Below are 17885 nucleotides of genomic sequence, written 5' to 3' on the forward strand. Positions count from 1 at the left end.
AGGGAGGGGAGCAGCATGGCACCATATAACATACTAGTCGTAGATGACTCCGTCTTTATGCGAAAAATTATAAGCGATCTGATTTCTGAAAATCCTCAATATAACATTATTGGTACGGCCAAGAATGGACAGGAAGCGATTGAGCAAGTCAAGCTTCTGAAGCCGGATGCGGTAACCATGGATATTGAGATGCCGATCATGAATGGACTGGATGCTTTGCAGCGCATTATGGCTGAGCATCCAACCCCCATCATTATGTTAAGCTCCTTGACGGAAGAGGGGGCAGCTGAAACGATTAAAGCGCTTGAATGGGGTGCTGTCGACTTTATTCGAAAGCCGTCGGGATCGATCTCCTTGGACTTGTATAAAGTGAAGCAGCTGCTTCACGAGAAGCTGCACATGGCTGTTCGAACCAAGTTGAGAACATTTCAGCCCATTCAGCAGGCTGCGCCTTTACCGAAGCTGAATCAATTGCCACAAATTCCGAATCGGGCGTTAAAGCAGCCGGAGACGAAATTAGTGAGCACTACAGGCTCCACGCACTTCGATCATCTCGTAGCGATCGGGACTTCGACCGGTGGGCCGCGGGCTTTGCATCAAGTCATTTCCAATATCCCTGCAGGCTTTCCTGCTCCGATATTAATTGTCCAGCATATGCCGCCCAACTTCACGAAATCATTGGCGCAGCGTCTGAACGACATCTCCCAGATCCAAGTCTTCGAGGCAGCGGACGGAGATGTGCTCAAGCCGGCTACGGCCTATGTAGCTCCAGGCGGCTGGCATATGGTGGTGCATAAAGATGTGAATAGAACGTACAAAATTCGATTGACCAAAGAAGAGCCTCGTTCTGGCCACCGCCCCTCGGTGGATGTCATGTTTGAGTCCTTGCTTGACTTAAGTGAGTTGAAGCGGCACATCGTCCTGATGACAGGTATGGGAAGCGATGGCGCAAGAGGAATGTTTTCCTTACGGCAATCCGGTGTGCAGACAACCATTGCCGAGTCTGAAGAAACTTGCGTCGTGTACGGCATGCCCCGAGCGGCTGTAGAGATGCAAGCGGCCATGCATGTGCTGCCGCAGCAGGAAATCGCTGCTCGACTGGCGCAATGTGTACTTTCTTGAATGAACAAGCAAGTAACTGATTGATCCTATTGGAGGTGTGTGGGTTTGGAACTTAGTCAATATTTATCTATGTTTATCGATGAGTCGAAAGAGCATCTGCAATCTTTGAATGAAAACTTACTAAGTTTAGAGAGTAACCCTCAAGACATTAGCATTGTACATAATATTTTCCGTTCTGCACATACGTTGAAGGGAATGTCCGCAACCATGGGGTTTGAGGATATCGCCTCCCTGACGCACGAGATGGAAAATGTTCTGGATATGGTCCGCAACAGCAAAATTGAGATGGATTCGTTTATTTTCGACTGCATCTTCAAAAGTCTCGATTCGCTAGAATCGATGGTAGAAGATATCATACAAGGCGGTACGGGGAAAGCGGACGTTAGTACCATCGTCGTATCCCTTCGTTCCATCGTGACAGGTGAATACAAAACGGCTCAAGCTCCTTCTGGTGGAGCTGCAGCCAAAGCTGTCAAAGAGCCGGTGAAAGGCATCGAAGTGGATGAATTTCAATTCTCCATTTTGCAGCAATCCATCGAGGCGGGCTTCCTCGTTTTCTACATTGAAGTGAACGTCAATGAGAACTGCGTTCTGAAAGCCGCACGTGCCTACATGGTATTCGATGCACTAGAGCGTAATGGCGAAATCGTCAAAGCAACTCCATCCGTGCAAGAAATCGAACAGGAGAAGTTCGATCGTTCGTTCTCTTTATATTATATCTCCAAAGTCGACCAAGCTACATTAGAGAAAGAGATTCTCAATGTTTCGGAGATCGAATCCGCTGTCATTATTACAGTGGACTCGGAATCATTAGCAGAGCTGTCACGTCCGCAAAGTGAAGTGGAAGCCGCCCGGAAAGAAATCGCAGCAGCGGTTGCCGCCGTTGCGCCTGCGGCACCTGAAGCTCCTGCAGCGAAGGCAGCTGAACCGGCAGCCCCGGCCAAACCAGCGGCAGGCGGAGCTCCGGTTGCGAACCGTACGATCCGTGTAGATATTGAGCGTTTGGATGCGCTTATGAATTTGTTCAGCGAGCTATTGATTGACCGGGTACGACTGGAGCAGCTTGCAAGTGAAGTGAAACGCAACGATCTGACAGAGACCGTAGAGCATATGTCCAGAGTGAGCAGCGATCTGCAAAATATCGTGCTCAAGCTCCGCATGGTGCCGGTAGATTCAGTCTTCAACCGGTTCCCGCGGATGATTCGCGATTTGGCGAAATCATTGGACAAAAAGGTTGATTTGATCATCACCGGGGCGGAAACGGAGCTCGACCGCACGGTCATCGACGAAATCGGCGATCCGCTCGTTCATTTGCTGCGAAATGCGGTGGATCATGGAATTGAGCCGATCAGCGACCGTTTGGCTGCCGGCAAGAGCGAGCATGGCACGATTCAGCTTCGCGCTTTCCACAGCGGCAATCATGTATTTATCGAAATCGAAGAAGACGGCAGAGGAATCTACAGAGAGAAAGTATTGAAGACAGCTCTCAAAAATGGATTGGTTACGGCTGAGCAAGCGGCGAAACTGACGGATAAGGAAGTTTACAACTTGCTATTTGCTTCCGGCTTTAGTACGGCCGAGAAAATCTCGGACATTTCCGGACGCGGCGTTGGTCTGGATGTCGTGAAAACGAAGATTCAATCGCTTGGCGGTCATGTCCAAGTCGATTCCAAGCCTGGACACGGCAGCAAGTTCTCGGTTCAATTGCCGCTCACGCTATCCATTATTTCCGCGATGCTGGTCCGTCTGGGCAGTGAGAAATATGCGATACCGCTTTCCTCCATTGTTGAGACATCGGCGATCCAGAAGAAGCAAATCCGCAACATTCATGGCAATAAAATGGTGGACTACCGGAAGTCGGTGATCCCGTTGGTTTCTTTGAGCACTTTGTTCGAGGTGCCGGATTATAACGAGGATCTCGAAGAGGAAACCGAAATTGTTGTCGTTCGCAAGGGCGATAAGCAAGTAGCCCTAATGGTTGATGAATTTATCGGCCAACAGGAAATCGTCCTCAAAACGTTAGGCAAATACTTAACGGGCTTGTTCGCCATCTCTGGCGCAACGATTCTCGGCGATGGTCAAGTAGCACTCATTATCGATCCGAACGCATTGATCAAATAACGATAGAACATCCAAGGAGGGTATTACAATGGGAGAAGAAAAAAAGGTAATTGTCTTCGCACTTGGAACGGAAGAGTATGGCGTAGAAGTTGAGAAAGTAAGAACAATTGAGAGAATGCAGCCGATGACGCGCGTGCCGAAAGCGCCGGAATTCATTAAAGGGGTTATTAACCTGCGCGGAGTTGTGATTCCGATCATCGACCTTCGTTCCCGTTTCGGGTTGGAAGTGCAAGCAACGACTGACGCCACTCGGATTATCATCGTTTCCGCCGGAGAGTTTGAAGTCGGGCTCATCGTAGATTCCGCGAACGATGTCATCGATTTGGATACGGACAACATCGACAATCCGCCAGAGATCGTCGGCGGCATCAAGGCCAAATATTTGGACGGCATTGCGCGTGTCGGCGAGCAGCGTCTGCTCGTTCTGCTGAACTTGGAGCAGGTTCTCGATCGTAACGAGCTACAACAGTTGGAAAGACTAGAGGACTAACTTGTGGACGTTTTCAATCAGTTGGCAGACTTTCAAATGGATGTGCTCAAAGAAGTAGGAAATATAGGTGCGGGGCATGCTGCTACCGCCCTATCTACACTGCTTGATAAACCGATCGATATGCTGGTACCCAAAGTAAGAATGCTTCCTTTCGAAGAGATTTGTGACAGCGTAGGCGGAGCGGAGACGGTCGTCCTCGCCATCTTCCTGCGGGTCGAAGGGGACGCACCCGGCAATATGTTCTTCATTCTGAATTTGGATGCCGCGAAGAATATGCTGAGGGACCTGATCGGATTGCAAATTGAAGAAGGGCAAGATGAATACTCCGAGCTTGAATTGTCCGCACTTAATGAGATTGGCAACATTCTGGCCGGCTCGTATTTATCCTCTTTGGCTGATTTTACGAATTTGAATATGCAGCCGACAGTACCGGCATTGGCGATCGATATGGCGGGGGCCATTTTAAGCTACGGCTTGCTGCAGTTTGGGCAAATGGGGGATCAAGCGCTCCTCATTGATACCAAATTTTTGGAAGGGGATAATGAAGTACAAGGGCATTTCTTCCTAATTCCTGATCCGGAATCGTTTGGCAAAATATTTTCCGCATTAGGGGTCGAGTCTCCATGACGCAGGATAATTTGATTAAAGTTGGAATGGCTGACTTGAATGTTGCTCATCATACGGGTGTACTCAAGACAACAGGGCTCGGTTCATGTGTTGGGGTCACCCTGTATGATAGCCGCGCTAAAATAGCCGGAATGGCGCATGTCATGCTGCCATCCTCCGAGATAGCCCGCGAGGGAACGATGAATATTGCGAAGTACGCCGACACGGCGATTCCAGAGCTTATTGCCAGAATGGAGAAGCTGGGAGCGTCCGTTAACAAGTTAGAGGCCAAGCTGGCCGGCGGCGCCCAAATGTTTGCATTTGCTGGAAATAATGATACGATGAGAATTGGGCCAAGGAATGTAGAATCTTGTAAAGAAATGTTGAATAAATACAAAATTCCGATTCGAGCGGAGGATACGGGAGCAAATTACGGTCGAACGATCGAATTCCATACCGAAACCGGTATTCTAGTTATCCGAAGCGTCCAATTAGGAGTGAAGGAAATTTAATGATGATTGGAACCATGCGCATTAATGTCATCGTAGCAGCGTTGGCGGGATTGTTAACCTTTGGCTTATCGATTGGCAATAATTTATTCCTGACGACATGCCTCAGAAGCTTATACAGCTTCGTTATTCTATTCGTGGTGACCTTCGGCTTTCGCTGGGTATTAGGTCTCATGATTGGAGCGGAGCAAGCGGCGGGGCGTGCAGATCAGGGAGCGCCGGCACCGGATGCGTCATCCGTCGGCCAGACCATGGATTTGACGACACCGGACGACGATGAGGAGACGCGTGAGCTTTTGAAAGCAAATAGGGGGACAAGCAGTACAACGTCATCGTCCGCCGACATGCAATTTTCACCCCTGAATCCACCTAAGCTAGCCACCAAGAATAACCTGGACCCTGAACAACTGGCGGGTGCCTTAAGACGAATGTCTGAAGACTAAGGATGGTGAAACGTAAATCATGATCGAACAGAAGCAATCGCAATTAGCGAATATCGAGTTATGGAAGCAGTGGAAGGAGCAAGGCTTGATTCCCGCTAAGCAAGCATTGATTGAGAGTTACTTGCCTTTAGTCGATTATGTATCCGGACGGCTTGCCATTGGACTTCCCAAAAGTGTTTCCAAAGATGACCTGTCCAGCTTCGGTGTGATGGGTCTTATTGATGCTGTGGAGAAATTTGATTATGCCCGCGGCTTGCAATTCGAAACCTATGCCTCCTGGCGGATCCGCGGATCGATCATTGATGGGCTTAGGCAGGGCGATTGGGTGCCTCGCTCCGTAAGAGAAAAGGCGAAGAAAGTCGAGGATGCGTACCAGAAGCTGGAACAGCAATATTTGCGCTCTGTGACGGATGCCGAGATCAGCGCGTATTTGCAAGTAAGCGAGCAAGACTTCCAGCAAATGCTGCAGGACATCTCCATCACGACGATATGCTCGATTGATGATCCGATCCGGGAGGAAGATTCGGAAACCCGGCTCTCCCTGCTCGTGGATGAGAAAGCCAAAAATCCCGAATTTCAGGTGAATGAGTTTTTCTTGAAAGATTCACTCGCGAAGGCGATTGAACGTCTTACTGAGAAAGAACGAACCGTTGTATCGTTATTTTATTTCGAAGAGCTTTCGTTAAGCGAGATAGCCGAGGTCATGAATTTATCGCCATCGCGTATTTCGCAGCTTCATTCCAAAGCGATTCTTCGCCTTAAAGGTGTACTCGGGCGATTTAAAAATCAGTTATTTCAGGATACTTAACTAATTTGCTAAAGTTGAAGGGTGGAATTCCATGCTTGAGAGGAACATGCCTTTAGATTATTACGTCACGATCTCGATTTCGGATGACAAATTATCAGCTTATTTGCTTATCGGCAACCCCGATGATAACTTCCATGTAACCGCAGCTCAACTGGAAGAATTGGCACAGAAGCATCATATCATTCATGGTCTAAACCAAGCTTTACTTGCCCAAATCGCAGCTAATCCGAAGCCTTTCTACCATCAGAAGGTGGTGATAGCCGACGGAACGAAGCCTGTCCCCGGTGTGAACGGCTACATTAAATATATTTTCGATTTTGACGTTGAAGATAAGAAACCACTGGAACTCGACGACGGCAGGGTCAATTATAAAGAAGTCATCTCCCTTCATAATGTAAAAAAGGGGCAGCTGATCGGTCAGCGTTTCCTGGCAACCGAGGGGACGTCTGGACGTGCGGTCACCGGCGAAACGATCTTCACGAAAGCCGGCAAAGAGACGCGCTTCAAAATCGGCAAGAACGTCGTGGCCGATGGAGAGCAAATGGCGCTCTATGCGCTCATTGACGGTATGGTTGTCCGGACGGACCGTGACAAGATCAACGTCTTCCCGGTGTATGAAGTGAATGGGAATGTGGATTATAATATTGGAAATATTGATTTTATCGGCACGGTTGTCGTTCGCGGCAGCGTATTGCCAGGATTTAAAATTCGCGCAGCCGGCGATATTCGGGTAACGGGCGGCGTGGAGGCGGCTGAGCTTGAAGCCGACGGTTCCATCGAGATTAATGCCGGCATCGTCGGGCAGAACAAAGCGCTGGTGAAAGCTGGTAAAAATGTGAAAAGTTCCTTCATTCAGGATGCTACCGTTGAAGTGGCCGGCGAGCTGATCGTATCTCAGAGCATCATGCATTCCACGATTCGTGCCGGCAAAGCGGTCAATTGCAACGGTGCCAAAGGGTTGATTGTCGGTGGCACGATTCAGGCGGGAGAACGCGTAACGGCGCGCACGATCGGGAATTCGATGTCGACGACAACGGTCGTTGAAGTGGGCGTGCTGCCTGAGCTTCGCAATGAAATGATTCATTTGCGGAACCAGCTTCGCATCTTTATGGAGAATATGGACAAGACGGACAAAGCGCTGACGTTATTGGATTCATTAGCCGCCGCAGGGCAGCTGACTCCGGATAAAGTAGCCATGCGCGTGAAGCTCAACCATACCAAAAAGCAGGCCATTGAAGAGCAAAACACAATTAAAGAGCGCATTCTGGAAATTGAGAAATCGCTTGAAGACTCCGAAAAAGCAAAAGTGGAAGTATTGTCTACCGTATATGGCGGGACCAAGATTGTCATTGGACGTTATACCAAGTTCATCAAGGATCCTACGAACCGCATGACGTTTCGCTTGAACGACGGGGATATTTCGATGATGGCCAACGTTTGAGCGAAGGAGAGGGTACGCGATGAGTTTGAAGGCCATCGATTTACAGTTCGCTGTACACAAGAATGATGAGGCGGGCATCCGGCAAAACCAGATGATGCAGAAGCCTCGTCAGGACGAGACGATTCTGGAGAATCAATCCTCACAATTGACGGAACAAGACCGCCACCGCAGTGCTATGCTCGAAGAGAGCGTGCGTGCCGACATTAAGGATCATGGCAAGCAGCAGCAGCCGAATACGAATGGGAAACGGTTGCGCAAGGCGAGCGCGGATACGGGGACAACGGAACTGTCGCACCAACCCGATCACCCCTACAAAGGGCATCATATCGATTTATCATTATAAATGCGTTATTTCATTTAATAGAAAAAGGTGAACCCTATGGCTATGCAGCCGTGGATGTATGTCGTGCTTTTAGGCTTGGTCATCATCGTGTACGCACGCTTCCTGCCCAAAGATCAGGCAGGGTCCTCAGCTAAGAAGAACGTAGTTGCCGAGATCGAAGAAACGATCGAGCACTTCGCGGCAGAAATGGATGAGCAGAATCAATCGCTGCTGAATTTATTCGCGAAGACGAAGCAGGATTATGAAGTCGAACTGGCCAAGCTGGCCGGAAGGCTCGAAACGCTGGAGAAACAGAAGCATGAGCTTTCGCAAGAACTGACGAAAGTCCATGTGACCCAACAGATGCATACATCGTCGAATGCTCACATAGAAGCTGCATCCATGACGCAAGCTGCCGCGGCCGCGGTTCATTCAGCAGATACGCTGCCCGTTATGGAGGCAAGCGTACCCGAAGAACCAAGTTATACGGGCTTGAGCATGAAGAGCAGGTATGCTGAGCTTTTTGATTTGCATGAGCAAGGGAAAGGCGTTGAAGCCATCGCCAAGAAATTAGGGATGAACAAGGGCGAAGTTTCGTTGATTCTTCAGCTCTCCAGACAGGAGGAACGAGCTCGTGTTTAGAAACCGAACCTTCTTGGTAGGCATAGGGACTGGCGTTATTGTAGGGGCACTGCTGCTGCAAGTGATGTCTGTCCGTTCCGGTGTTCCGGGCGGATCCGGGTTGACGCTGGAAGAGATGGATCCCCAAAAGTTGAAAGAAGAAGCCTCCAAATATTATCAGGTCTATGATAAGAACACCAAAATGTATACGCAGGCTGAACTCGATGCTAGTGTCGGGCAGAAAGTCAAGGAAGCGACAGAAGGGTTGGCTGCGGCTAAGCCCACCGAGCAGCCAAAGGTCGAAACGGTCCATCGAACGGTGATTTACGTTCAGCCTAATCTTGACGCGACGGCCGTTGCCGAGCTGCTGGTGAAATCAGGCCTGATCACCGACCGCAAAGCCTTCGCCGATGAGCTTGCCAAGCAAGGCGGCAATACGAAGCTGCAGGTTGGCTTTCATGTTTTCGAAGGGCAGATGGATATGAAGCAGGTCGTGACGAATTTACTCACTCAGCAGCAATAAACCGCAGTTCTAACGGATCTCAATTCGAGGTCTTTTTTTATTGAAATCCGACATGAACGTTCCCTTTTCGAGGGAAATTGAGCTTAACGACAAAAGGTTGCATCGCCATTTGAGTTGTGGTATATTTATTCACGGTGTTAAAAACTCACGCCAGTCAATTTGCATAATGGTGCTTACATCGGTAGGTTTTATGCAAAGATGCGACAGGCGGCGGATACCAAATAAACCATTTTAGAGGAGGGATTGGGGATGGCAGTTATCTCCATGAAACAGCTTTTAGAAGCTGGCGTACATTTCGGTCACCAAACACGTCGTTGGAACCCGAAAATGGACAAGTACATTTTCACAGAAAGAAACGGAATTTACATTATCGACTTGCAAAAAACGGTTAAAAAAGTTGAGGAAGCTTACAACTTCGTTAAATCCGTTTCTGAAGATAATGGTACAATCCTTTTCGTAGGAACGAAGAAGCAAGCTCAAGATTCCGTAGCTGAAGAAGCAGAACGTTGCGGAATGTACTTCATCAACCAACGTTGGTTGGGAGGTACGTTGACTAACTTCCAAACAATCCAAAAACGTATCGATCGCTTGAAAACTCTTGAAAGATGGGAAGAGGACGGTACTTTCGAAGTTCTTCCTAAGAAAGAAGTTATCATTCTCCGCAAAGAGAAAGAGCGTCTTGAGAAGTTCTTGGGCGGTATCAAAAACATGAAAACTCTGCCTAGCGCACTATTCATTATCGATCCACGCAAAGAGCGTATTGCTGTTGCAGAAGCTCGTAAATTGGGTATCCCAATCGTTGGTATCGTTGATACGAACTGTGATCCGGACGAAATCGACTACGTGATCCCAGGTAACGATGATGCGATCCGTGCCGTGAAATTGCTGACAGCCAAAATCGCTGACGCAGTTATCGAAGCACACCAAGGCGAGCAAACAACAGCTTAATCAATAAGAATGTGAAAAGGGTGGTTGGAAGGTGTAACAGCCTGTCACCACCCTTTTTTTAAGAAATCAATGGCATTACATATTAAACCATTAACGGGAGGTTTCTTTCCATGGCAGTAACAGCAGCACAAGTAAAAGAATTGCGTGAAAAAACAGGCGCAGGTATGTTGGATTGCAAAAAAGCGCTTGAAGAAGCAAACGGTGATTTGACGAAAGCAGGAGAAATTCTGCGTGAGAAAGGTCTTTCCGCAGCAGCTAACAAAGCTGGCCGTATTGCTACAGAAGGAGCAGTTGAATCCTACATCCACGCTGGCGGTAAAGTTGGCGTACTGGTTGAGATCAACTGTGAGACTGACTTCGTAGGTAAAACGGATCAATTCAAAGCTTTCTGCAGAGACATCGCCATGCACATCGCGGCTGCAAGCCCAAGCTATGTACGTCGTGAAGAAGTACCTACAGAAGCGTTGGAGAAAGAGAAAGAAATTCTTCGCAACCAAGCTCTGAACGAAGGCAAGCCTGAGAAAATCGTTGACAAAATGGTTGAAGGCCGTATTGGTAAATACTACGAAGAGTACTGCTTGATGGAGCAGCCATTCGTGAAAGATCCAGACAAAACAATCGAGCAATTGTTGAACGAGAAAATCGCCACAATCGGCGAGAACATCTCTATCCGCCGCTTCGTACGTTTTGCTCTAGGTGAAGGCCTTGAGAAGAAACAAGAAAACTTCGCAGAAGAAGTTATGTCCCAAGTTAAACTATAATAGCTATATCAAAAAGATGGAACACTTGGTGTTCCTTCTTTTTTAGCCCATAAGTTTTGTTCATGCATGGAAACGGAGGTCTTACAAGTTGGGTCAACCTTATTATAAACGTATAGTGCTAAAATTGAGCGGCGAAGCTTTGGCGGGACAGCAAGGTTACGGCATTGATTCCGAGGTGATTACCTCCATCGCCCAACAAGTGAAAGATGTTGTTGAACTGAATGTCGAAGTTGCGATTGTCGTCGGCGGCGGTAACATTTGGCGGGGGATTGCCGGCAGTGAGAAGGGCATGGATCGTGCGACAGCCGATTACATGGGCATGCTTGCAACCGTAATGAATTCGCTGGCTCTTCAGGATGCATTGGAAAACATCGATGTGCCTACAAGAGTACAGTCCTCCATCACGATGCAGCAAGTGGCCGAGCCTTACATTCGTCGTAAAGCAATTCGTCACCTGGAGAAGGGGCGTGTCGTTATTTTCGCGGCAGGCACAGGCAACCCGTACTTCTCTACGGATACGACGGCTGCTCTAAGAGCGGCTGAAATTGAAGCGGAAGTTATTCTTATGGCCAAAAACAAAGTGGATGGCGTGTACTCCGCTGACCCGTACAAAGATCCAACAGCAAAGAAATTCGAAACGTTGACCTATATGGAAGTCATCAGCAACAATCTTGGTGTCATGGATTCCACCGCTTCTTCCCTCTGTATGGATAACAACATCCCGTTAGTGGTGTTCAACATTACGGAAAAAGGGAATATTAAACGCGTGGTCCTTGGCGAGAAAATCGGGACTACAGTTAAAGGGAGTGTCTAAACGATGCCGCAAACCGTGAAAAAGAATGCAGAAGACCGTATGGATAAAGCGATTGGCGCACTGAAAAGAGATTTGACATCTCTTCGTGCAGGGCGTGCTACACCGTCTTTGCTAGATCGTATTCAAGTGGAGTATTATGGAGCAATGACGCCTGTGAATCAATTGGCTAATTTAACGACGCCGGATTCCAGAACTTTGCTTATTCAACCGTGGGATAAAAGCTCCATGTCCGCTATCGAGAAAGCGATTATGAAGTCCGACTTGGGATTGACGCCGTCCAACGATGGTTCCGTCATCCGTATTGTGATCCCGGCTTTGACGGAAGAACGCCGTATGGAGCTCGTGAAAATGACAAAAAAATTCGGCGAAGAAGCGAAGGTTGCCATCCGTAACATTCGCCGCGATGCCAATGATGACATTAAAAAGCTGGAGAAAGCAGGAATCTCCGAAGACGAGTCCCGCAAACATCAAGAAGATATCCAGAAGTTTACGGACAAGTTCGTAGCTGAAGTTGAGAAAGTTTTGGCTGCAAAAGAAAAAGAAATCATGGATGTATAAGATAGATATGCCCCCGGGTAGTCGCTGGGGGTTTTTCATCTTTCCCTAGTTGGGAGGAACAACAGTGCTCAAGCTATTAAGGCAATGGTTTGGAAAGAACAATCAGCCGGTTTCTGCAGCTAGGCCCGAAATAGAATTAGACAAGGTACCGGCGCACGTCGCCATTATTATGGACGGGAACGGACGCTGGGCCAAGCAAAGAGGCTTGCCTCGCGTAGCCGGTCACCATTCCGGCATGAAGAACGTCAAGAAAATTACGATGGCCGCGAATGAGATCGGTGTTAAAGTGTTGACGATGTATGCCTTTTCTACGGAAAATTGGAAGAGACCGAAGGAAGAAGTCGATTTCCTCATGAAACTTCCGCAAGAGTTTTTTCCGTTGGAGATCGAGGAGCTCATCCAGAACAATGTCCGGATTCGTATGACCGGATGGAGAGAAGGGCTGCCGGAACACACGCTTAGTGCGATTGAAGGCGCGATCGAACGGACTAGAAACAATACGGGACTCATTCTGAACTTTGCTCTTAATTATGGCGGCCGTAAAGAGATGATTGCCGGCGTTCAAGAGATGATACGGGATGTCCAAAGCGGCAAGCTGCAGCCGGAGGAACTGGATGAATCGCGATTCTCCACGTATATGCTTACATCCGATTTGCCGGACCCTGACTTATTGATACGCACTAGCGGTGAATTGAGGCTCAGCAATTTCCTGCTATGGCAATTAGCTTATTCGGAACTGTGGTTTACGGAGGCTTACTGGCCGGAGTTTACGGAATCATTATTTTTGCAGGCTATCGCCGAGTACCAACGCCGCGGGAGACGATACGGAGGCCTTTAAGTTCATTAGCTTGTCTCCCGATGCTAGATGGCGGGCTATCGCCGCCTGACCGAAGTCGGTCATTTAGGAGGATTCAACTTGAAACAAAGAATTATCACAGGGGTCATTGCTGCAGCTGTTTTCATTACTTTATTGGTATTAGGCGGCTACTGGTATGCGGGGTTGATCGTGTTAGTGTCCATACTGGGTTACCGTGAATATCTGCAGATGAATGACTTTATGAAGCACAAAGGAACAAGCGCTGTCGGACTCATTGCGTTATTGTACCTTACCATACCGTGGGAGTTTGTTGGCATCTCCCTGCCGGTTTCTTCTACCGCGATGATCTGGTTGGCGATGTTCGTCCTTCTGTTCATTACGGTCGCTTCGAAAAATAAAATCACGATCGATCAGGTGTCCGTCATCTTATTAGGAGTCATCTACATTGCTTTCGGCTTCTATTATATGATTACGGCGCGTCTGGCGGAGCATGGGTTGTTCTGGTCCATCCTTATATTCGTATGCATATGGGCGTCCGATTCAGGGGCGTATTTCGTCGGTTCGAAGCTGGGCAAGCATCCGCTGTGGCCGACCATCTCCCCGAAGAAGTCCATCGAGGGGGCCATAGGCGGCGTGATCATTTCCATGATCGCAGCTATCTGTTTCGCTCTATATGCACCGGACTTGCTCGGTTTGGGCAAAGCATTGGCACTCGGCTTCATCATTGCAGTCGTCGGTCAAGTCGGAGATTTGATTCAATCGGCCTATAAACGTGTGAAAGGCATTAAAGATACGGGAACATTGCTTCCGGGCCACGGCGGCGTTCTCGACCGCATGGACAGCTGGCTAATCGTCTTTCCTTTTATATATTGGATCGGGATTCTTCCTATATAACACGAAAGGTGAGGTGATTTGGAGATGAAAAAAATTGCCATTCTGGGTTCAACGGGCTCGATCGGTACGCAGACGTTGGACATCGTGCAGCACAACCCGGAGAAATTCCAGGTTGAAGCCATTTCAGGCGGATACAATACGAAGCTGCTGATCGAGCAAGTGAAGCAGTTTCGGCCGAAGCTAGTTTCGGTGGCGACGAAAGAATTGGCGGACGAGGTTGCAAGCTGCGTTCCGGCTCAAACCACGGTGCTGCATGGCGAACAAGGCTTATTGGAAGTCGCGGCTTCCACAGACGCTGATTTGCTTGTAACCGCTTTGGTTGGCAGTCAAGGTCTTAAGCCTACGATGGCAGCAATCGGCGCCGGTAAGCATATCGGTCTTGCCAATAAAGAAACACTTGTTAGCGCCGGGCACATCGTGACAAGCGCCGTTCGCAGCAAAGGCGTTGATCTGCTTCCGATCGACAGCGAGCATTCGGCGATTTACCAATGCTTGAACGGTGAGAACCGCTCGCAAATCGCGAAAATCACGCTGACGGCGTCCGGAGGTTCGTTCCGGGACCGCACGCGTCAGGAGCTCGAGGGCGTTACGGTCGAACAAGCGCTGCAGCATCCGAACTGGTCGATGGGCGCGAAGATTACGATCGATTCCGCAACGATGGTGAACAAAGGACTGGAAGTGATCGAAGCCCATTGGTTGTTCGATCTTTCCTACGATCAAATCGACGTCATCATTCATCCGGAAAGTGTCATTCATTCTTATGTAGAATTCATAGACAACAGTATTATTGCGCAGTTGGGCAACCCCGATATGCGTGTGCCCATCCAATACGCATTAACGTTCCCGGACCGGTATCCAACGCCGACGAAACGTCTCAATCTGGCTGAAGCCGGCAGGCTGAATTTCCGCGAGATGGATTATGAGCGATACCCGTGCATGCGGATGGCGTTCGAGAGCGGCCGACAGGGCGGAACGACACCGACGGTGTATAACGCCGCTAATGAAGTCGCCGTCGCCCGTTTTCTCAAAGGCGAGATCACGTTTCTGCAAATTGAGCAGGTTATCGAAGCCGCGCTGCAGCAGCATGAAAGTTTCGCCAATCCTGAACTCGAATTAATTCATGAGCAGGATCAGTGGGCTAGAGCTTTCGCTCAGTCCATCCGGTTTTAAGGAGAAGAGCTTAAGTCAGCAGGTTGGCTCGGCTCTTTTTTACTCTGACGGCAGGTAAGTCTAATTCAATCTCCCGGCTCGTATACTGTGCATAAAAGGGCTAGCTTGTATTCAGCGGTTCAAAAATGGTAATCTAAGAACATGCTGTCCATGAAGGAGGAAATACGACTTGTCAGCCATAGAAGTGGGATTGAAGGTTATTCTGTTGTTTTTCGTTCTTGTTACGATTCATGAATGGGGTCATTTTTACTTTGCCAAAAGGGCAGGTATTTTAGTTAGAGAATTTGCCATCGGCTTCGGACCCAAGATTTTCTCATATAAAAAAGGGGAGACACGGTATACGCTGCGCATTCTGCCCATCGGCGGGTTCGTTCGCATGGCCGGAGAAGACCCCGAAATCGTACAGGTGAATCCTGGACAAACCGTAGCCATCAAACTGAACAAGGATAATAAAGTGTCTTCGTTATTTCTCGATCAATTGGATCGACGCTCCAACGTCATTCAAGGCGTGGTAGAACATATCGATATGGAGAGAACGCTTCAGGTCACACTCGATGTCGATGGCGAAAGAGTGAGCTATCCGATTGACCCTCAAGCGATGATGGTCACGAAGGGGACCGAGACGCAAATCGCGCCTTATGACCGCCAATTCGGATCCAAAACCGTGGGACAACGCGCGCTTGCCATCGTCATGGGACCGGTGATGAACTTCGTTCTGGCGATTGTGCTGTTCTTGATCGTCGTCATCATGTCCGGCGTCTTCACGAATGTGAAGCTGGACTCTGTCCTTGCCGGCAAAGCAGGCGAGAAGGCAGGCCTTCAAAAAGGCGATATCGTGATGTCCATCGACAATCAGCCGATCGGCGCCGATCGCGAGAAGCTGGTCACGACGATTCAAGCTTCGGCCGGCCAGCCGATGACGTGGGTCGTTGACCGTTCGGGGAATCCGTTAACTTTACAGGTTACCCCCGAAATGGAAGATGGCTCCGGCAAGCTGGGGATCGTGATTTCCGGCGACCGCAGAAGCGCTACCTTCCGCGAAGTGATTAGCGGTACCTATGAGAGCGTTGTAGGAACGACGATCGGTATCGTTACGAGTTTCCAGAAGCTCATCATGCTGCAATTTAAGCTTGATGATTTAGGCGGACCTATTCGAACCGCTCAAGTATCTGCCCAATTCGCGCAAATGGGAATTACCGTATTTCTCTCTTGGACCGCGACGTTAAGCTTATACTTAGGCATTTTCAATTTGTTGCCGATACCGGCATTGGACGGCAGCCGTCTTCTCTTTATGGGATTGGAAGCGCTCCGGGGCAAGCCGATCGATCCGAACCGCGAAAGCATGGTTCATTTCGTTGGGTTTGCGCTGCTCATGCTGCTTATGGTGGCCGTCACGTACAACGACATTTTACGCTTGATTAAGGGCTAAGATCTGGGAGGGTTTATGTCAAACGATAAGCAGTTTGTGAAAGAGATTACACCGCAGGGAGAGGATTTCTCCCGCTGGTACATAGATGTAATTAAGAAAGCGGATCTCATGAGCTATTCGCCGGTCCGCGGCTGTATCGTGTTCAAGCCTGACGGCTATGAAATCTGGGAGAATATTCAACGCGAGCTGGATCGTAAGTTCAAAGATACCGGCCACCGCAACGCTTACTTCCCGCTGTTCATCCCCGAGAGCTTCTTCCAGAAGGAGAAAGAGCACGTAGAGGGCTTCAATCCGGAGCTGCCATGGGTTACCGAGGCTGGCGGCGAGAAGCTGGAGGAGCGCTTGGCGATCCGTCCGACATCCGAGACGATGATCGGTCACATGTACGCCGAATGGATTAATTCCTACCGGGATCTGCCGCTCTTGATCAATCAATGGGCGAACGTTGTGCGCTGGGAGAAGCGGACGCTGCCGTTCCTTCGCACGACGGAATTCCTGTGGCAGGAAGGACATACGGCTCACGAAGATGAGCAGGATGCCCGCCGTGAAACGATGCAGATGCTCGAAGTGTACCGCGAATTCGCCGAAGATTTCTTGGCCATTCCGGTAATCGTCGGCCAGAAGACGCCTTCCGAGAAATTTGCAGGGGCTATCGACACGTTCTCCATCGAAGCGATGATGAAGGACGGCAAAGCCGTACAAGCAGGAACTTCCCACTATTTGGGGACCAACTTCGCAGTTGCGTTCGACATCAAATTTCTGGACCGCGAGAACCAGCATCAATTCGCCCATACGACTTCTTGGGGCGTAAGTACACGCCTGATCGGCGCGCTGATCATGGTTCACGGCGATGACCGCGGTCTGGCACTGCCGCCGAAGGTTGCTCCTACGCAGGTCATTATGATTCCGATCGGGCCGCCGAAAACGAGAGAGCAAGTGATCGCTCGCGTGGACGAGCTTTATGCCGAATTGAAGAAAGCCGGTGTTCGCGTCAAAGTGGACGATCGTGCCGATCAAAGCCCGGGTTGGAAATTCAACGAATACGAGATGCGCGGCGTACCGATTCGTGTTGAGCTGGGGCCTCGTGACATGGAGAACGGCCAGGTTGTGCTTGTTTCCCGTGTTACCGGAGACAAGAGAATCGTGCAACAAGCGAACTTTGTCGAAGAAGTTCAAAATTTACTTGCTGAGATTCATCAGCAGATGTATGATAAAGCGAAGCAGTTCCGCGACGAGCATTACATCGCCGTTGATTCCATTGATGAGTTCAAAACATTCCTGGAAACCAAACGCGGCTTTGCACTTGCCGGATGGTGCGGATCGAACGCTTGCGAGGAGCAAGTGAAGCAAGAGACGGGGGCAACAAGCCGTAATATTCCGTTCGAACCAACAGAAACGAAGTCGACATGTCTGGTTTGCGGCGACGCTGCCAAGCATACGGTTGTTTTTGGCCGGAGCTATTAATTACAATCCTAAGGGCACATGGAG

Annotated in this window: 20 protein-coding genes; all 20 read left to right on the plus strand. The window is 49.2% G+C overall.

Annotation, left to right across the window (positions count from 1 at the left end; genetic code table 11):
* Nucleotides 1–15: 15 nt before the first annotated feature.
* The 20 genes from J2X61_RS27920 (at nucleotide 16) to proS (ending at nucleotide 17861) form a co-directional block, all read left to right on the plus strand.
* Nucleotides 16–1122: a protein-glutamate methylesterase/protein-glutamine glutaminase gene (locus tag J2X61_RS27920; protein WP_310192644.1), complete on the plus strand. Its 1107-nt coding sequence runs from the start codon at nucleotides 16–18 to the stop codon at nucleotides 1120–1122.
* Nucleotides 1123–1167: 45 nt separating this feature from the next.
* Entirely contained in the window at nucleotides 1168–3243 is a 2076-nt protein-coding gene (locus J2X61_RS27925) for a chemotaxis protein CheA (protein WP_274471336.1), read from the plus strand.
* 28 nt (nucleotides 3244–3271) lie between these two features.
* Nucleotides 3272–3733, plus strand: coding sequence for a chemotaxis protein CheW (locus tag J2X61_RS27930; protein ID WP_274471337.1), 462 nt, complete (start codon nucleotides 3272–3274; stop codon nucleotides 3731–3733).
* A 36-nt stretch (nucleotides 3734–3769) separates the two neighbouring features.
* On the plus strand, nucleotides 3770–4360 hold the full coding sequence (locus J2X61_RS27935; protein ID WP_379240630.1) for a chemotaxis protein CheC: 591 nt from the start codon (nucleotides 3770–3772) through the stop codon (nucleotides 4358–4360).
* Nucleotides 4357–4851, plus strand: a complete 495-nt coding sequence (locus J2X61_RS27940; RefSeq protein ID WP_310192647.1) for a chemotaxis protein CheD — start codon at nucleotides 4357–4359, stop codon at nucleotides 4849–4851. Before J2X61_RS27935 ends, J2X61_RS27940 begins: the two co-directional genes overlap by 4 nt.
* Entirely contained in the window at nucleotides 4851–5291 is a 441-nt protein-coding gene (locus J2X61_RS27945; protein ID WP_310192649.1) for a hypothetical protein, read from the plus strand. Before J2X61_RS27940 ends, J2X61_RS27945 begins: the two co-directional genes overlap by 1 nt.
* 19 nt (nucleotides 5292–5310) lie before the next feature.
* Nucleotides 5311–6099 (plus strand): FliA/WhiG family RNA polymerase sigma factor, encoded by a 789-nt coding sequence (locus tag J2X61_RS27950; protein WP_274471343.1) that lies wholly within the window; start codon nucleotides 5311–5313, stop codon nucleotides 6097–6099.
* A 31-nt stretch (nucleotides 6100–6130) separates the two neighbouring features.
* The gene (locus J2X61_RS27955) at nucleotides 6131–7540 is read left to right on the plus strand and encodes a flagellar assembly protein A (RefSeq protein WP_310192652.1); all 1410 of its coding nucleotides are present in this window, start codon (nucleotides 6131–6133) and stop codon (nucleotides 7538–7540) included.
* 19 nt (nucleotides 7541–7559) lie between these two features.
* A complete protein-coding gene (locus J2X61_RS27960) occupies nucleotides 7560–7883 on the plus strand; it encodes a hypothetical protein (RefSeq protein ID WP_310192656.1) in 324 nt (107 codons plus the stop codon).
* A 36-nt stretch (nucleotides 7884–7919) separates the two neighbouring features.
* Nucleotides 7920–8504 (plus strand): DUF6115 domain-containing protein, encoded by a 585-nt coding sequence (locus J2X61_RS27965; RefSeq protein ID WP_310192659.1) that lies wholly within the window; start codon nucleotides 7920–7922, stop codon nucleotides 8502–8504.
* Nucleotides 8497–9006, plus strand: a complete 510-nt coding sequence (locus J2X61_RS27970) for a hypothetical protein (RefSeq protein ID WP_310192662.1) — start codon at nucleotides 8497–8499, stop codon at nucleotides 9004–9006. The genes J2X61_RS27965 and J2X61_RS27970 overlap by 8 nt, the downstream gene beginning before the upstream one ends.
* 249 nt (nucleotides 9007–9255) lie before the next feature.
* The gene (gene rpsB / locus J2X61_RS27975; RefSeq protein WP_274471349.1) at nucleotides 9256–9954 is read left to right on the plus strand and encodes a 30S ribosomal protein S2; all 699 of its coding nucleotides are present in this window, start codon (nucleotides 9256–9258) and stop codon (nucleotides 9952–9954) included.
* 110 nt (nucleotides 9955–10064) lie between these two features.
* Nucleotides 10065–10715, plus strand: a complete 651-nt coding sequence (gene tsf / locus J2X61_RS27980) for a translation elongation factor Ts (protein WP_274471350.1) — start codon at nucleotides 10065–10067, stop codon at nucleotides 10713–10715.
* An 88-nt stretch (nucleotides 10716–10803) separates the two neighbouring features.
* Entirely contained in the window at nucleotides 10804–11529 is a 726-nt protein-coding gene (pyrH, locus tag J2X61_RS27985) for a UMP kinase (RefSeq protein ID WP_274471352.1), read from the plus strand.
* Between the two features lie 3 nt (nucleotides 11530–11532).
* Entirely contained in the window at nucleotides 11533–12087 is a 555-nt protein-coding gene (frr, locus tag J2X61_RS27990; protein WP_274471353.1) for a ribosome recycling factor, read from the plus strand.
* A 64-nt stretch (nucleotides 12088–12151) separates the two neighbouring features.
* A complete protein-coding gene (locus J2X61_RS27995) occupies nucleotides 12152–12925 on the plus strand; it encodes an undecaprenyl pyrophosphate synthase (RefSeq protein WP_274471354.1) in 774 nt (257 codons plus the stop codon).
* A gap of 78 nt (nucleotides 12926–13003) precedes the next feature.
* A complete protein-coding gene (locus tag J2X61_RS28000; RefSeq protein WP_274471355.1) occupies nucleotides 13004–13798 on the plus strand; it encodes a phosphatidate cytidylyltransferase in 795 nt (264 codons plus the stop codon).
* Nucleotides 13799–13822: 24 nt separating this feature from the next.
* Nucleotides 13823–14968: a 1-deoxy-D-xylulose-5-phosphate reductoisomerase gene (locus J2X61_RS28005; protein WP_310192742.1), complete on the plus strand. Its 1146-nt coding sequence runs from the start codon at nucleotides 13823–13825 to the stop codon at nucleotides 14966–14968.
* Between the two features lie 169 nt (nucleotides 14969–15137).
* A complete protein-coding gene (gene rseP, locus J2X61_RS28010) occupies nucleotides 15138–16397 on the plus strand; it encodes an RIP metalloprotease RseP (protein WP_274471357.1) in 1260 nt (419 codons plus the stop codon).
* Between the two features lie 15 nt (nucleotides 16398–16412).
* Nucleotides 16413–17861, plus strand: a complete 1449-nt coding sequence (gene proS / locus J2X61_RS28015; protein WP_310192667.1) for a proline--tRNA ligase — start codon at nucleotides 16413–16415, stop codon at nucleotides 17859–17861.
* Nucleotides 17862–17885 lie beyond the last annotated feature (24 nt).

Source organism: Bacillus sp. 3255 (assembly GCF_031456485.1).
GTDB lineage: Bacteria > Bacillota > Bacilli > Paenibacillales > NBRC-103111 > Paenibacillus_E.

What these genes read in the sequence shown, in the direction of transcription:
- J2X61_RS28005 (WP_310192742.1), top strand. Translation starts at nt 13,823, where the DNA reads ATGAAAAAAATTGCCATTCTGGGTTCAACGGGCTCGATCGGTACGCAG.
- J2X61_RS27950 (WP_274471343.1), top strand. Translation starts at nt 5,311, where the DNA reads ATGATCGAACAGAAGCAATCGCAATTAGCGAATATCGAGTTATGGAAG.
- J2X61_RS27935 (WP_379240630.1), top strand. Translation starts at nt 3,770, where the DNA reads ATGGATGTGCTCAAAGAAGTAGGAAATATAGGTGCGGGGCATGCTGCT.
- J2X61_RS27945 (WP_310192649.1), top strand. Translation starts at nt 4,851, where the DNA reads ATGATGATTGGAACCATGCGCATTAATGTCATCGTAGCAGCGTTGGCG.
- J2X61_RS27955 (WP_310192652.1), top strand. Translation starts at nt 6,131, where the DNA reads ATGCTTGAGAGGAACATGCCTTTAGATTATTACGTCACGATCTCGATT.
- J2X61_RS27960 (WP_310192656.1), top strand. Translation starts at nt 7,560, where the DNA reads ATGAGTTTGAAGGCCATCGATTTACAGTTCGCTGTACACAAGAATGAT.
- rpsB (WP_274471349.1), top strand. Translation starts at nt 9,256, where the DNA reads ATGGCAGTTATCTCCATGAAACAGCTTTTAGAAGCTGGCGTACATTTC.
- proS (WP_310192667.1), top strand. Translation starts at nt 16,413, where the DNA reads ATGTCAAACGATAAGCAGTTTGTGAAAGAGATTACACCGCAGGGAGAG.
- tsf (WP_274471350.1), top strand. Translation starts at nt 10,065, where the DNA reads ATGGCAGTAACAGCAGCACAAGTAAAAGAATTGCGTGAAAAAACAGGC.
- frr (WP_274471353.1), top strand. Translation starts at nt 11,533, where the DNA reads ATGCCGCAAACCGTGAAAAAGAATGCAGAAGACCGTATGGATAAAGCG.
- J2X61_RS27920 (WP_310192644.1), top strand. Translation starts at nt 16, where the DNA reads ATGGCACCATATAACATACTAGTCGTAGATGACTCCGTCTTTATGCGA.
- J2X61_RS27930 (WP_274471337.1), top strand. Translation starts at nt 3,272, where the DNA reads ATGGGAGAAGAAAAAAAGGTAATTGTCTTCGCACTTGGAACGGAAGAG.
- J2X61_RS27940 (WP_310192647.1), top strand. Translation starts at nt 4,357, where the DNA reads ATGACGCAGGATAATTTGATTAAAGTTGGAATGGCTGACTTGAATGTT.
- J2X61_RS27965 (WP_310192659.1), top strand. Translation starts at nt 7,920, where the DNA reads ATGGCTATGCAGCCGTGGATGTATGTCGTGCTTTTAGGCTTGGTCATC.